The sequence below is a fragment of the Enterovibrio gelatinilyticus genome (assembly GCF_028683095.1).
In the GTDB taxonomy this organism is placed as follows: Bacteria; Pseudomonadota; Gammaproteobacteria; order Enterobacterales; family Vibrionaceae; genus Enterovibrio; species Enterovibrio gelatinilyticus.
Genome location: NZ_JAJUBC010000015.1, coordinates 17,703 through 32,161 on the forward strand (window position 1 = coordinate 17,703; position 14,459 = coordinate 32,161).

Below are 14,459 nucleotides of genomic sequence, written 5' to 3' on the forward strand. Positions count from 1 at the left end.
ACGGTAAATGAGCGAGGTGCTGAACTCATTGTTGTATTAACGCATGGACGGTTTTCATGCCCCGTTTTTGGCGATTTCAAAGCTCACACCAATCACTTTTGTTGGCCTTCCAGAAACATCAAAATAGAGCTTTGCCCTTGATGTAAACCAGAATATGGATTTGTTTGTGCCTTCCACAGAGAAATCCCATGTGTGCGGCTCATCCTTACCAAATATGTTCAAGAGCTCTTCAATGGACTTTTCAGTATAGGGAAGCATGCAGTTTGGAAGATTGTTTTCGGCAACATTGAAGAGAGTCGCTGCATTCTTTGAGCATTCAACAGAGCCTGTCAGAACGTTCCACTCCCACGTCACGATGTCAGCCATGTCTAGCGCTTGGCGCATGCGATTTTCGCTGTCCATGATTTGGTTTAGGTATTCCTGACGCCGGTTTGTGGCAGCCGTGTCATTCACTTGCATTTGCTGAACGCTTTCTACCGCCTCATCACCGTATCTCAGCCATATCCAATTGACGTCTAAGTACTCTGCAAGACTTCTCAGGTTCTTGTATTCGATCTGTCCGCCCTTAGTCCATCGGTGAACGGAAGGAACAGAGGTGCCGATAGCTGATGCCACATGAGCTTGGGTTTTCTTCTTCTGTTTTAGAAGAGATGTAAGGCGTTCACTGAAGCCACTTTGATCCATTTAGGGTCCCCAATTTGATTTGGCAACGAGGCAAAAGCCGTTGGTTTACCGATCTATGGTGTGCATCATCCTAACAGGGCAGTATTTGGTGGTGGCGGAGCATGCCCACTGAAAGGCGGAGATTGGGGGCGTTATCCCGATACATCTGGCGGGGCGGGTTGGCCGACACAATATGAAGAGGTAACTCCATTGTGTGATGCTGTGCTGGTGGATATTAAATTCTTCACCAATCTTGATAACCAGTCTTGGAAAGAACCCACCAAGTACCTCGCGAATGCAGGGTTTAGAAACCAATCGGTAAGATACAAGATGCAGCCAGGTGAATATGGCGTGTTTACTGACCCATACAACACGGAAAAGGGCATTAAAAACCCAGACAGTCAGAACGTGCCTGAAGTGTTAACGTTAACCTATCCTGCGGCATCAGAGCCGGTGAAATACGTCGAGCCCCCTGTGATTGATTCCACCCTTGGAATGGTGCCAACAACAGACAGCACTTGCCGTCCAGTACTCATGGCAAACGTTTCGAATTGATGAGGTAACAATACTCTCCCCTCAAAGTGCCAAGAATCGAGCGCAATGAGGGGAGAAGCCAACACTAACCCCTGAGCTACCAAGCGGTGAGTTGTGTTGATGGAGGGGGCAGTTTTCTTCAGGACATTAATCGCTTAGCGCTGTTGACCTAAACTGCTTTTCACGCCTCTCAAACCTAAACCTAAACCAAAAAGGCCACGTTCGTAGCCCTTTAGCAAATCAATCGCCGTAAGTGTTTATTGGCTGGCAGGTTGATGCAGTTCGATCACGTTGTTGTCGGGATCACGAATGAAAAAGAACTTGGCGCCATTGATCTCGACGCGCTCGGTGATGGTGATTCCTAGCGCTTCAATCTTCTTGGAAACGACATCAGCATCAGTGATTTCAAGCGCGATGTGCGTGTAGCCGGGATATTTCATATCTTTTCGCATCAAGATATTGTCTTGAGGGGCATCGTCAGAGGCATTGAGAATAAAGTTAATGTTGATTCCTGATGGGTGTTCAACAATGGCAGCGGGCTCTGGACCAACAGGGCCTGCGATAAATTCAAACCCAAGCTGTTCGTAAAATTTTCTCGCTATTTCCAGATCTCTAACGCGAAGCCCTACGTGATTAATGCGCGTAATTTCTTTCATGGTATCCCTTATCTATGTGGTATTCCGCTTGTGTGGCTATGGCTTTTTCGGTGTGCCGAATAGGCAGCAATAACCGGCAGATAGTTGGATACATTATGAGAGAAGTTCGGCGTTCAGCGTGTAACAAGTGTTAGATGTGCGGTGGGATTCACGTGAGCTTTGATGGGAATAGAGCACGCTAAGAAACCACGTTATATCAGAGGAATAAAAATGGCTGTTCGGGTTGAACAGCCATTAATGGTGTAGCGGACGAACCAGTATCTTCGCTTACGCGATGGCGTTTTCGAGGATCTCGCGGCTAGTTTCTAGGGTAATGGCTTGGTTCTCGCCCAGTGCTGTCATGCCATGTTTGGTGAGCTGAGCAATGACTGCGTTAATGGCGGTTGCTTTGTCCGTGCCGTGCGCAGTGAATTGGGTTTCTAAGCCGAGTTGGTTGTAGAAGGCTTCAATGGCATCAATGGTGCGTTCTGCCAAATCATCGCTGTCTGCTAGACCAAAGACATTACGACCCATTTGTTCTAGCTTGGCGCGTTTGTATTCGATTTGGTTGCGCAGCAGTGATGGCTGAATAATGGTGAGTGAGCGGGCGTGGTCAACGTTCCACAACGCTGTGAGTTCATGGCCTATCATGTGCGTTGCCCAATCGTGCAGTACGCCACTACCAATCAGACCAAACAAGGCTTGGTTGGCACTAAACATCAGGTTTTTACGCCATGCGTCGTTGTCGCGGTCGTCAAATTGCTCACCCAAGGTTTTCAATGTGCGTAGCAGGGTTTCTGCATAGCCGTCTTGTACCATGGTGCCTGTTGGGCGCGTGATGTACTGCTCGCAGGTGTGAACCCAAGCATCAGCTATGCCGTTCACCAGTTGGCGTTCTGGCAGGGTTTTCATCACGTCAGGGTCAAGCACTGAAAAAACAGGGCGAACGCTTGGGTGCATGAAGGGCAGTTTGTCTTGGGTTTCTGCTTTGGTGATCACCGCTGCGGAATTGGACTCAGAGCCTGTTGCTGGCAGTGTGAGAATCGCGCCAAGTGGGAGCGCACTTTTAATGGCGTATTTACCAGTGAGAATGTCCCAGCCGTCGCCATCATATTTTGCGGCGGCTGCCACGTATTTGGAGCCATCGACAACAGAGCCACCGCCCACTGCCAAGATGAAATCAATGCCTTCTTGTTTGGCAATGGCAACCGCTTTGTCCAAGGTTTCTTTGGTTGGATTTGGCTCTACGCCTGAGAAATCGAGCCAAGTATGATCTTTCAGTGCTTCACTGACCTGATCGTAAACGCCGTTTTTCTTAATAGACCCGCCACCATAAATCACGAGCACTTTGCTTTGCGCGGGAATTTCGCTGGTAATAGCAGCGATTTGGCCTTGGCCGAAGTGAATGGTTGCTGGGTTGGAATAGGTAAATTGCATTGTGAGCCTCATGCTTTTCTTGGCAAGTGCCAGAACGATATCCTGCGCTTATCATAGTCTCTACTGCTAACGCAGTAATAGAAGATTCCTCCCTATTGTTTGCCTATTTATCGGTAAGTAGTTTGTATTGTTTAATAAATACGCAGGCGGAGAGTCGCGCTTGGGTACGGTGAAAAGCCTAGAGATACGGCGTTCAAAAGTAATAGGTGAGTGTGATTTCCCCAAAGCTATCCGGTTCTAAGCCAAAGAAAAAGTCACGAGAAGCCATTGATGATAACTCGTAGAGTGACGCTTCGAGCTCGATGTTGTCGTTGAGACGATGAGTGAGCGATATGTCGATGAGGTTTGAATAACTGTCGAGATCATGAAGCCACGACACGCTTAGGCTGGTGGAGTCGACGTCATTGAAAGAGGTGTGAATCGCCATTAACACGTCGTGTTGATAGAGTGAAAGTAGCCTGTCGCCAAGGCTATTGTCACTGTATTCGGCGATCATTCGAATATCAGCAATTGTGTCAAACACGCTGTAGAAGCTGTATTCCGCTGAGATCACCCACTGCGTTGCGGTGTCAAAACGGCCATAAATTGTGGGTGCATCCGAAACGTTCAGCACTTCCAGTTTTGTAAGTAAATCCTCGCTCACCCATTGCACGTCAACGCCCACTTGGGTAGCAACGCTATAAACCGGTGAAAACTGCCCTGCCTGTGGAATAAATGCGGGGGAGCGGTTCACACCATGAAAGCCAATGAGTGCAATGTCCATGCTGCTTGCTGTGAGGGCATAGCGCCCTGCAAAGCCGGGGTAATACGCGTCTTGATGATCAAGCCATTGCGCACTGTTTTCATTGATGTCGAAGCCAGCAGTTAGGCGTTCGCTATTATCGCGAAACCGTCTTTTTGGGGTGTAGGGGAGGTAGTAAAAGGTGGCTAACCCGTCGCCAAGGCTGCTGGTTAAACTTAACAGTGGCTGGCCCAGTTTGACGTCGCCATCGAAGTCCGCGCCTAAGTCGCGCTGGTTGAGAATATCAAGAATTTGCGCCCCTTCAGTTGCTCCCCAAAACACCACGTCATACCCCGCGGTGATATCAAAATTATCCGTGTAGGTGCGTAGTTGGGTTTTGTAGGGGTCAAACTCAATAGTGTCTGCGGCATCGCTTCGCGCTCTGAGCGCAGGTTCGATGATCCAGGTTGTCTCGTAAGGCCCATCGATAACAAAGCGTGGAATCACCGCCATGTCTGTTTGGTTGCTCGGTAAGTTAGGGAGTGATTCCCAGTGATGGCGATAGCTAAAAGAGATCTCTCCGGTTGGCGCTGTTGCCCCCGCGTGAGTGGTGAGTAGCATGGCGCTGATCAACAGGAAAACCTTCCTTGTATTTGGCATCTGGCGTTCCACATCCATGCTCATTCCCTTCTCATTATTGAGCGTTGCCATCATTTTCATCGCGTTCGATTACTTAATATCAACTATTCTTGATATATTGAATACTAAGTGCTTCGCGCTGAAAAGGGAAATCGAGAGGGATTACATATGTCGAGTATCGTGTCGGGGCTCATTAACTTTGGTTACAACCGAACATTTCTAGAACCCGTATGGACAGCGTTTCTCCTGTCCTTGCTTGCCATTGCGGTGTTTGATCCGCAGCAGCTTGCTGTTTCCATCGTGTTTATGGGTAACACCTTCGTTCTTATCATCCCGTTTATTTTGGCATCTTCACTCATCTATGCGTACGTTTCTGCCACGCAGGCTGATAGCTTGATTGCGGGGGCGCTTCAGGGGCGTCAAAGTGTCGTTATTCTTACGGCTGCCATGTTTGGTGCGTTATCACCGTTCTGTTCGTGTGGCGTGATTCCTTTGATTGCCGCCATGTTGGCGATGGGCGTGCCACTTGCGCCTGTGATGGCATTTTGGATTGCTAGCCCAGTGATCGACCCCATGATGTACCTGCTCACAGCAGGTATTGTGAGCTGGGAGTTTGCGACCATGAAAGCACTCGGTGCGATTGTGCTCGGGTTAGCTGCGGGCTGGGCGGTTTACTTTGCGCAGGCGGCGGGGTATTTGCTTAACCCGTTGAAACCTTCGGTGACTGGAGATGCCACAAAGCTTGTCGCGCAAGAGAAACCAGTTTGGCGTTTTTGGCATGAGAAGGCGCGACAAGAGGTGTTTATAGAAAAAACCACCCACATCATGATGCTGTTGATGAAATGGCTGGCGTTGGCTTTCTTGTTAGAGAGCTTGTTGGTTGCTTATGTGCCAACAGAGTGGGTTGCAGGGTCGTTTGGTGGTGATACTCAAGCCCCTATTTTGTGGGCCACTGTGATTGGTGTGCCTGCTTATGTAAATGGCTATGTGGCAGTGCCTTTGGTGGCGGAATTGATTAACAAAGGCATGCAACCCGGCGCGGGCATGGCCTTTTTGATCGCTGGGGGGATTACTTCCATTCCCGCGATGATTGCGGTGGTAGCGGTAGCGCGTATTCAGATCGTGATGTTCTACGTGGGTGTCGCGTTGGTTGGTTCGTTTGCTTGGGGCGTGATTTATCAACTTTGGTCATAAGTAGATAAGTAGATAACGAGATGACAGAAGATTGGATGGCATTCTTGGCCTCGTTTGTGAGCCCTGTCGCCACGACGGTATTCTTTTTCACGACCTCAGCCGTGTTGAGTCTGCTATTTGCCATTGTGTATGTGCTGTTCAGCCGAAGTGGCTATCCGCTGCTTTCGGCCATTTCTGAGTTTCTTATCGAAGTCTCTCGCGGTGTGCCAACAGTCTTGTTTGTGCTTTTGATGGGCAACCTTGGCCTAGCTCCCTATTTTTCAGGGATTGATGTAGAAGGCTTTATTCCTGGCGTGGCTTATGGATTTGGCTTGGCAGCGAGTTTTATTATCGTGGGTTTGGCGTTTTCCAGTTCAGGCCATTTGGCGAGGATCATCGAAGCGGCCATTTCTACGATCAAACAAGATACTATTGATTACATGGAAACTCTGCACCTTGGTGCGTTTGCGAAAGTCAGGCTGATTTTCTTTGAGTGTGCACCAGCACTGATCCCTACGGTGTCTGCGAGGCTGGTTCACCACTTACATAACACGGCATTTATTTCGATGTTTCCGATTGCGGGTATTTTTGCCGCAATGCGAACTGGCGTGATCGAAACAGCCAAGGTGATCCCTTACCTGACGTTTGCGACGTTGCTTTTTGTGCTGTTGGGGACGGCGATACACGTTGCGGGTAATGTGCTCGCCAAGCGATTGTTGACGAGGTGACGCTACAACAGAATGTCAAGATGACTGGACGAAGCCTTCTTGGAGTTTGCCAACGAGATCCGTCACCATGTCTTGTTCTTGACCGCAGCAGTGTTCTAGCAAAAAGGTAAGAAGTAACCCAATGGTATCCATGTTCACAAAGTAACGAATGGTTCTTCCTTCGCGCTTCCTGCGCACCAGTTTCGCATTGTACAAAATGGACAGGTTAGTCGACATCGTGTTCTGTCGAATACCGAGTTTGTCTGCAATTTCCCCTGATGACAATCCCTTCTCTCCGGCTTTAATTAAAAGCCTGAATACATCCAGTCTTGTCTCTTGCGCTAACGCGGCGAATGTTTTTGCTGATTCTTCTGAATTCATAGTTTTTATAGATTGTGTCGTTTTATAGGGTTCATTCAAGCATCTGTTTTTACGCTCTATTTTGATGCCGCGTAGGTCAGTTTTCTAAACACATCGGAGGTGTAGATAACTGAATATTAACACGCCACCAAAGAAAACACACAGTTTCATAACCCATTGATGCCAGTAACCATTCTTAACGTTCTCATAAATGAAATCAAAATATCTGTATATCTTGATATAATGAATATATGAAAATATGGACGTGTGACTCAGTGCTAATTTGATTACGGATTCAGTAGTCGGCAGGAGGTTTAGCTAGATGGAAGGCAGCTTTGATATTGCTCAAAAGATGTTATTTGGTCTTCCGCACGCTCAACCAGGCGGGCTGGTTCTGACGTGGTGTTTGTTTCTTGTCACCCTCTGTTTTTCTGTTCCTTTGTCTTATTTGCTGGTGTGCCTTTGCAGTAAAAAATTGGTGCTGCACTCCACGTCAGGTGCATGTTTTGCACTGGTGAGAGGTATCCCTCCCTTAGTGATCATTTTTACCATTGATTATTTTTTGCCTCTCGACGCGTCGGCGAAAGGGATCATGGCGCTCACCCTCTATTCCATGTCTCATCTTGTTCCGATATTCGCCAAATACATTCACCTCTATCCCGAGAGTTTAGAGCGTGTCGAAAGCGTGCTGAAGATTGGGATCATCGCAAGATATGCGCGATTACGAGCGCATTGGGTGTTCAAAAAGAGTTTTCTGGCGATGCACACCCACTTTGTCTCGCTGTTTAAGGACACCAGCATCGTCATTCTTATTGGGTTACTCGAACTCAGTGCGCTCACCAATCTGTTGGCAAGCCGCGCATACCAACTATCCGATTGGCTGACGATCTTCGCGATTTGCTCCGCGCTCTATTTTTTCAATGTGCAGCTCCTGAATTTTGTTGGAGATAGGCTGCGCCACTCCGTTTTTCGGTCTCACGACCGAGCAACGTCACGCATCAACAACGTAACGCATTAACGAAGGAGAGTTTATGTTCCGTATGGCTTTGGGATTCATCTTTGCAGTGTTAATAGGTGCCTTTACCTCTGCTCAGGCACAAGAAAATACCTCTGTTATCGATCGTGTTAAGGATCGTGGAGAGCTCGTCGTGGGTATCCGTCAGGACAACCCACCGCATTCGTTTATCAATGAACAAGGTGATTGGGTTGGCTTCGATGTGGATATAGCCAACGCTGTTGCTGAGAAACTGGGCGTGAAAATGAAGCGCGTCCCTGTTGATGAAATTACCCGAATTACCTATTTGCAAAACGGCAAGATTGATATGGCTGCTGCGTCCATGAGTCACACGTGGAAGCGTGATGATGCGGTGGATTTTTCGCAAACCTACTTTTGGTCAGCCCAGACATTTCTGGTGCGAAAAGACGGTGCGAAAAACCTAAAAGATCTCGTGGGGAAAAAAGTCGGTATGAACCGAGGCAGTCACTCCATTGGCAATTGGAAAAAGTGGCTTGAGAAGAACGGCTATGAAGTCAATGAAGAGGACATCATTGAGTTTGGTAACAAACAGATTGCCATGAATGCTGTGCTTTCCGGGAAGATCGCAGGTTGGGCGGAAGATGCCGAAGTGCTGGCGAATTATGCGAAACCAAACCCTGAGCTTATCGTTTTAAGTGGGGAAGCCATTGGCATGAAACAAGATGGTCTCGGTGTTATTGAGAACGACAGCAAAATGCGTGATGCCATCAACCATGCTCTTCAGCAGATCGAATCCAGTGGTGAATATCTCCCTATTTATAACCGCTGGTTCGGACCAGATAGTGACACCCCTGTGCCCCTCGATAACCGCATCGAAGTATGGCCGGGCGGCTAAGGCGAAAGGAGGAGTAAGTATGTTGATTGATCGCAGCTTGTGTATCCCAGATCCGTCGCAACCCGCTTTGTGTCTGACCGATGCCAAGGTGGAGATCTCGCCGCCAACCGGAACGCATTTTTGGGGGCAATGGTTTGCTCGCGATACGGAAAAAGAAAATGTGTCCGTGCTAAATGGCGTCAACCTCACTGTACCTGCGGGTGCGTGGTACATGCTGGTCGGCCCTAGTGGTTGCGGAAAATCCACCTTACTGAGCGTGTTGAACAACCTGACGCCGCTCTCGAGTGGGCAGGCGTTGAAATTTGGCGTTCCTGTAGATTGCTGGGGGCGTAAATGGGAGTGCTGCCCGGGCACGCGAACGGGAACCGTGTTTCAGACGCCTGCTTTGTTCGATCAACTCACGGCGCTTGAAAATGTCTGTATGGGCTTTGAGTGCCGTGAGAAATGCACGACGCAGGAAAAACATGACAAAGCGTTGCTGGTGATGGAGGCGCTCGACGTAGCCCGTTTTGCCCTCCGGTTCCCGAGTGAGTTATCGGGCGGTCAACAACAGCGCATATCTATCGCGCGCGCTTTGGTGGGCGATCCTGATCTTCTGTTGATGGACGAACCATTGTCGGCGCTCGATGAAGCCAATGCCCGCATTGTGAATCGCTTGCTATTGGAGCGACAGCAAGCGGGAACCACGATTCTGATGGCATCTCACCGTTTGGGTGAATGCTTGGAAGCCTGCTCCGCCAAAGTCGAAATGGACGCTGGCGTGGTGACCTCTGTGGATGTGTGTAATTTCTTGCCAAAAGACTTGCCAAGCTCCACACCAAGAGACTTGCCGCAAGACCTGCCTCAAACCGTAGAGATGTCGAAATCTGACGCTCTTAAACCAACAAGGAATGCAAGTGTATGGAACTAAAGTCGCAAGATGTCAGGCTGTTCGATGTGCAACTGACTTATCAAACGGATTACCTGTTTAAAAACGTCGCCAGTGAGCATGGCAATCAGGCGGGCGACCCTTATATGAGTGACGAGCCGGATCCTGTTGGCAATAACAGCGGACCGTCTACGCCAGCCTTGCTGGGAAGTGCGGTTGGGCACTGTCTATCGGCGTCGTTGCTCGAACATATGCGCTTTCATGGCGCAAACACTGAGGAAGGCTGCATCGTGACGGATGCGCAAATCACAGTGCATAAAGGCGATGAGGGATACCCCCGCATCCGTGAAATCAATGTGACGATAAGGGCGAATGACGGCGGAAAACTCAGCAGTCAAAATCGCGCTTCCATAGAGCGGAATTTCAAAAAGCACTGCACTGTCTCTGCTTCTTTGTCTCCGGCTTTCCCTATCAACGTCACTGTTGAATGGACATGAAGGAGAGATTAAGTGTCAAACATTCTTACTGAAACCCAACGCGTTCAGAGCCAAGCGTATAAAGATCTTCTGGCTTATGTGGTCACCAATACGATCTCTGGCGAGATCATGGCGGTGAACAATTACACCACTATGGTCCCCTTGATTGATGACGTGGATGAAAAAATCCATGTGGTTAAGCAAGCGAGAGATGAGGGTGGCCATGTTAATGCGCTTTCAAAACTCGCGGCGCATGTCGATTTCCCAACCATGAAGGGCATGGTTGAGCCTCAGTGGAAAGAGATTGGCCGTTTTGTGAAAGAGCGTGCCAGAGAAGGGGATTTGACTGCCTGTATCATCGCGCAGGACATCATGGTTGAAACCTTCGCTACCGTGGCTTACACCGCCCTGCAACGCAACACGGACAAACATACGCGTAGTCTTGCTGCCAGTATCTACCTTGAAGAAGTGGCTCACTTGCAGCACGGTGTCGACCAAATTCATCGCATGCTCGATAACGATGCGGAAGACGTTCACCGTGCGTTTGAGATGGCACACAAAGCAGTGATGCCAGCCATGATGAGCATGGTGAATTACAACTGCTTTAGCCTCTGTGACCAGCTGAAAATCAAGTGTTCTACGGTGTCGCTGGGTGTGATCGAGCAAGATTTGGATCAACTGCGTATCGACGCTATTGATACTTATATGGAGAAAATCGATCGCATTGGATTAGATCCGAATCGTGTTGCCCCATTGTTTTCATCGCTCGTGGACGATGACCCTTCTAAATGGCAACCGAAAAACAAAGACGATATCTCAGGGATCAGTTGCTGCCATTGATGGCGAAACTCGGGCGAAGCTTATGCTTCGCCCAACTCAAACTTGGCCCAATATTGATTTGCAAGACATTAACAAGGATGAATGTGCATGCGTATTCTAGTTCTCGGTGCAAATGGTTAAGTGGGGCGCTTGGTGTCAGCGGCCATTTTAATGGAAGCGAATCACCAAATTGTTCTGGCTTCGCGAAGCCCAGACTCCTTTGAGTCGTTGAAAAAGGACATTGTGCATCTCGCAAAGGATACGTTAGCAGCATCTGAGGAAGCGCTAACACTGAGTGACAGTGAGCTGGAAGCCCTGTTCGATACCGTGTGTTTCAATGACACATTGTTTGATGCACCTGAGGTTGTCGGTGTGGACATGGTGATTAACTGCATTGGCTCGGTGGAATACTTCAACGAAGAAAATCTTCAAGCGGTTAATGTAGAACTCACGCGCTGGATATTGGCGCAATCGAAAGCCAAAGGGATTGAGAAACACATCTACATTTCCACCGCCTTTGCCCCAGCCGTCAGCGACGGTCAAATTGAAGAGCGAGTTTATGGGGATGAAGGGGACGACCCAACGCTTTATACCAAAACCAAACGTAATGCTGAGCGTCAGGTAGCGGAATCTGGCCTCAACTACCTGATCATTCGCCCTTCCGTTGTGATTGGTGATAGTCGCACCGGACACTACGCGGGAAAGCGCTACGGTATATACCAACTGTGGGATGGCGCCAAGCGGTTACTTCCGGAAAAAATCGATGTGATGCGGCTTGCTTGCCCCGATGGGCAGATGAATTTCCTGCATCAAGATGCGCTCATTGAAGTGATGCGCTTTGTGCTCCGCCATCCAATCGATAACAACATCATCAATCTGGTATCAGATTCCACGTTAGCGCCCACCATGGAAGATTTGTGGTCGTTGCTATTTCAAGAAATTGGTCAGCCTGAACAGCTTGAATGGGCAGCGAGTAATGACACCCTCGATTACCGCGGTTTGTCGCCGAGAGTGCGTGCGTTTAATGCGTTTTGTCGCACTAACTTGGAAATTGCGAGCAGAAAATGGACTTTTGATCGCTCCACCATCAATGCAATGAAGGCTCAAGGATTGCCATTTGCCGAGGCGCTACTGCCAAGTATCGGTGTGTGTCAGGCGCATTACATGTGGTTGTACAACGAAAACAAAGGACGAGTGTTTAATGAATAATGTGACCACCAAAGTATCGAGTTTTGAGCAGTTTCTCATTCGGTTGGTTTCATCCGTACTTGCCCGTCCCAAGCTCACGCTGATCATTGTGTTGGGCGCGATATTCGCGCTTGCTGGGGGATTGGCAACGCTGGAAGTGAATAACTCGGCACGTGTATTTCTTGCTGTGGGTTCTCCAGAAAAAGTGGCTTTGGATGAACTAGAAGCTAACTATTCCAAAGACGAAAACGTCATGTTTGTGGTGGTTCCCCCAGAGGGAGAATCCGCCACTAGCCCCAAAACGTTGTCGCTCGTGCGTGCATTGACCGATGAGTTGTGGCAATCCCCTTACGCGAGAAAAGTGACCTCCTTGGTGAACTTCATTGACCCTGTTGCCGATGCAGATGGCGGCGGAATGATTGTTGACGATTTGGTCATGACTGGGGAAGAAGAGAGCGCTGAAACGCAGGAGACCTTGTCTCGATTTTTTGAGGAACGGCCTGACGTTATCGGTAACTTGGTAGCGAAAGAGGGCAATGCCACCACAGTATTTTTAACGGTTGCCATGTCCAGCCAAGACTTGTTGGCCGTAAAAAAAGTGGCGCTGCATGCGCGTGAACTTCAACAAACGTATCTTGAAAAATACCCGGATTATCAAATCTATCTGACAGGCTTAGTGATGTTGGATTATGCGCTCAACGAAGCCAGCGACAATGATTCGGGGTCACTGGTTCCCATCATGATTGTGTTGGTTTTAGTGCTGATCGGCGCATTATTTCGCGCGTTCGTGCCGCCTTTGATTGCGTTGATGGTGATCCTTCTCAGCATTCTTGCTTCCGTCGGCGCGGTGGCGTGGGCGGGTATTCAGCTCAATACTGCATCTGGGGCAGCACCGTTGATCATCCTTGTGTTGGCGGTCGCCAATGTGGTGCACATTCTGACGAAGACGTATCAGTTACGCCATACGATGCCAAACTCAAACCCCCAGACCATTATTCTTGCTGCGATGGCATACAACGTTGTGCCTCTGTCGCTCACCAATCTCACGACGTTTGTGGGCTTTATCAGCCTTAACTTTTCTGATGTTGTGCCGTTTGGCGAACTAGGCACTATCGCAGCGTTGGGGGTGCTAACCAGCCTGGTGGTTAACCTCACCATTACACCTGTGGTGCTGCAAGCGTGGTTATCTCGTCGTAAAAAGCCATTACCTCGTTTGCCTAATGTGCATTTTGGACGGCTGGCTGAACGCGTTTGTGTGAATGCACGTTGGATCTTGTTTGTGTTCGGATCGCTAGGGGTTACTGCCTTGCTTGGTTTGCAGTTGATCACCTTCAATGACAACTTTGTCGAGTACTTTGATGATCGCAATGCATTCCGTGGTCAGACAGATAGCGTGCAGGAACATTGGGGCGGCATGGGGTTGATTGAATACTCCTTTGACGCGCCAACCGGTAAGACCGTCGCGGATTTGGCTTATTTGGAACAAGTAGACGCCTTCGCGCAGTGGCTTCGTCAGCAGCCCCATGTGAATGCTGTTATCGCGCTGCCTGACCATTTAGCAAGATTGAATCAAGCCTTTAATAACCTTGATGCGCCAACGCTTGCCGACGACCCGTATCTCTCGTCGCAGCTTTTAACTACTTATGAAATATCTGCGCCATACGGGCACAGCCTCACTGACCGCGTCACGCCAGATTATGTCTCGTCTCGATTGTCAGTGATGACGGATAACTTGTCTTCAGCGGAAACCATTGAGATAGAAAAGGCGGCAGAGGATTGGATGCAACAGAACGCGCCACTGCTTGCCGGAACGTCGGGCACGGGACTGTCGCTGGCTTTTGCATATGTGTCTGAACGAAACAGCATGTCCATGCTATTGGGTAATTTAACCACCATCGTTACCATCTCGTTCTTGCTGTTACTGGCTTGGCGTTCTTGGACGATGGGGATATTCAGCCTGATCCCTAATTTGCTTCCTATCATGATCGTGTTGGGAATTTGGGGCTATTTTGTCGGCGAGATCAACTTGGCGGTCTCTGTGGTGGGGGCCATGGTCATGGGGATCGTGGTTGATGACACTGTGTATATTTTGACGAAATATCAGGAGTCGCGAAAACAGGGGGCTTCGGTGGAGCAAGCGGTGGTCGATGTGTACTCGGGCGTGGGGCTTGCGCTGATCACCACAACCGTGGTGATTGCTTTGGGTTTCGCGGTCATGGCGACATCGAGTTTCGCCATTAACGCCAACCTTGGTTTGTTAGCGCTTGGCGTGGTGATTGTGGCATTGCTTTACGATTTTCTGTTTATCCCCGCGCTGCTGATTACGGTGAATCATGCATTTCAACGACACACGGCTCAGGAGGTTTAG

General features: G+C 49.1%; 15 protein-coding genes. 10 read left to right on the plus strand and 5 right to left on the minus strand.

Translation table 11 applies throughout. The annotated features are described in order from the left end of the window. Positions 1 to 54 precede the first annotated feature (54 nt). Entirely contained in the window at positions 55 to 684 is a 630-nt protein-coding gene (locus LRP50_RS13840) for a helix-turn-helix domain-containing protein (RefSeq protein WP_274165053.1), read from the minus strand. 60 nt (positions 685 to 744) lie between these two features. Here LRP50_RS13840 and LRP50_RS13845 point away from each other — a divergent pair, with 60 nt between their 5' ends. Then, on the plus strand, positions 745 to 1,218 hold the full coding sequence (locus LRP50_RS13845) for a hypothetical protein (protein ID WP_274165054.1): 474 nt from the start codon (positions 745 to 747) through the stop codon (positions 1,216 to 1,218). 236 nt (positions 1,219 to 1,454) lie between these two features. Here LRP50_RS13845 and LRP50_RS13850 read toward each other — a convergent pair whose 3' ends face one another. The 3 genes from LRP50_RS13850 to LRP50_RS13860 form a co-directional block, all read right to left on the minus strand. Then, positions 1,455 to 1,853, minus strand: coding sequence for a VOC family protein (locus LRP50_RS13850; RefSeq protein ID WP_274165055.1), 399 nt, complete (start codon positions 1,851 to 1,853; stop codon positions 1,455 to 1,457). A gap of 267 nt (positions 1,854 to 2,120) precedes the next feature. Continuing rightward, positions 2,121 to 3,269, minus strand: a complete 1,149-nt coding sequence (locus LRP50_RS13855; RefSeq protein ID WP_274165056.1) for an iron-containing alcohol dehydrogenase — start codon at positions 3,267 to 3,269, stop codon at positions 2,121 to 2,123. 193 nt (positions 3,270 to 3,462) lie between these two features. Next, positions 3,463 to 4,674 carry a hypothetical protein gene (locus LRP50_RS13860; protein ID WP_274165057.1) on the minus strand — a complete coding sequence of 404 codons (1,212 nt, stop codon included), beginning with the start codon at positions 4,672 to 4,674 and terminating at the stop codon, positions 3,463 to 3,465. A 123-nt stretch (positions 4,675 to 4,797) separates the two neighbouring features. On the opposite strand from LRP50_RS13860, the gene LRP50_RS13865 reads away from it, so the two are divergent. Then, entirely contained in the window at positions 4,798 to 5,823 is a 1,026-nt protein-coding gene (locus LRP50_RS13865; RefSeq protein ID WP_274165058.1) for a permease, read from the plus strand. 20 nt (positions 5,824 to 5,843) lie between these two features. Beyond that, a complete protein-coding gene (locus LRP50_RS13870) occupies positions 5,844 to 6,530 on the plus strand; it encodes a hypothetical protein (protein ID WP_274165059.1) in 687 nt (228 codons plus the stop codon). A gap of 15 nt (positions 6,531 to 6,545) precedes the next feature. On the opposite strand, the gene LRP50_RS13875 is transcribed toward LRP50_RS13870, so the two are convergent. Further along, positions 6,546 to 6,890 (minus strand): ArsR/SmtB family transcription factor, encoded by a 345-nt coding sequence (locus LRP50_RS13875; protein WP_274165060.1) that lies wholly within the window; start codon positions 6,888 to 6,890, stop codon positions 6,546 to 6,548. 301 nt (positions 6,891 to 7,191) lie between these two features. On the opposite strand from LRP50_RS13875, the gene LRP50_RS13880 reads away from it, so the two are divergent. The 7 genes from LRP50_RS13880 to LRP50_RS13910 all read left to right on the plus strand — a co-directional run bounded on the left by LRP50_RS13880 (position 7,192) and on the right by LRP50_RS13910 (position 14,459). Beyond that, positions 7,192 to 7,887, plus strand: a complete 696-nt coding sequence (locus tag LRP50_RS13880; RefSeq protein WP_274165061.1) for a hypothetical protein — start codon at positions 7,192 to 7,194, stop codon at positions 7,885 to 7,887. Positions 7,888 to 7,900: 13 nt separating this feature from the next. Next, on the plus strand, positions 7,901 to 8,740 hold the full coding sequence (locus LRP50_RS13885) for a transporter substrate-binding domain-containing protein (RefSeq protein ID WP_274165062.1): 840 nt from the start codon (positions 7,901 to 7,903) through the stop codon (positions 8,738 to 8,740). A 19-nt stretch (positions 8,741 to 8,759) separates the two neighbouring features. Further along, the gene (locus LRP50_RS13890) at positions 8,760 to 9,650 is read left to right on the plus strand and encodes an ATP-binding cassette domain-containing protein (protein WP_274165063.1); all 891 of its coding nucleotides are present in this window, start codon (positions 8,760 to 8,762) and stop codon (positions 9,648 to 9,650) included. Further along, a complete protein-coding gene (locus tag LRP50_RS13895; protein ID WP_274165064.1) occupies positions 9,641 to 10,105 on the plus strand; it encodes an OsmC family protein in 465 nt (154 codons plus the stop codon). The genes LRP50_RS13890 and LRP50_RS13895 overlap by 10 nt, the downstream gene beginning before the upstream one ends. Positions 10,106 to 10,117: 12 nt before the next feature. Continuing rightward, positions 10,118 to 10,924, plus strand: a complete 807-nt coding sequence (locus LRP50_RS13900) for a ferritin-like domain-containing protein (RefSeq protein WP_274165065.1) — start codon at positions 10,118 to 10,120, stop codon at positions 10,922 to 10,924. A 132-nt stretch (positions 10,925 to 11,056) separates the two neighbouring features. Further along, a complete protein-coding gene (locus LRP50_RS13905; protein ID WP_274165066.1) occupies positions 11,057 to 12,112 on the plus strand; it encodes an NAD-dependent epimerase/dehydratase family protein in 1,056 nt (351 codons plus the stop codon). Next, positions 12,105 to 14,459, plus strand: a complete 2,355-nt coding sequence (locus LRP50_RS13910) for an efflux RND transporter permease subunit (protein WP_274165067.1) — start codon at positions 12,105 to 12,107, stop codon at positions 14,457 to 14,459. The genes LRP50_RS13905 and LRP50_RS13910 overlap by 8 nt, the downstream gene beginning before the upstream one ends.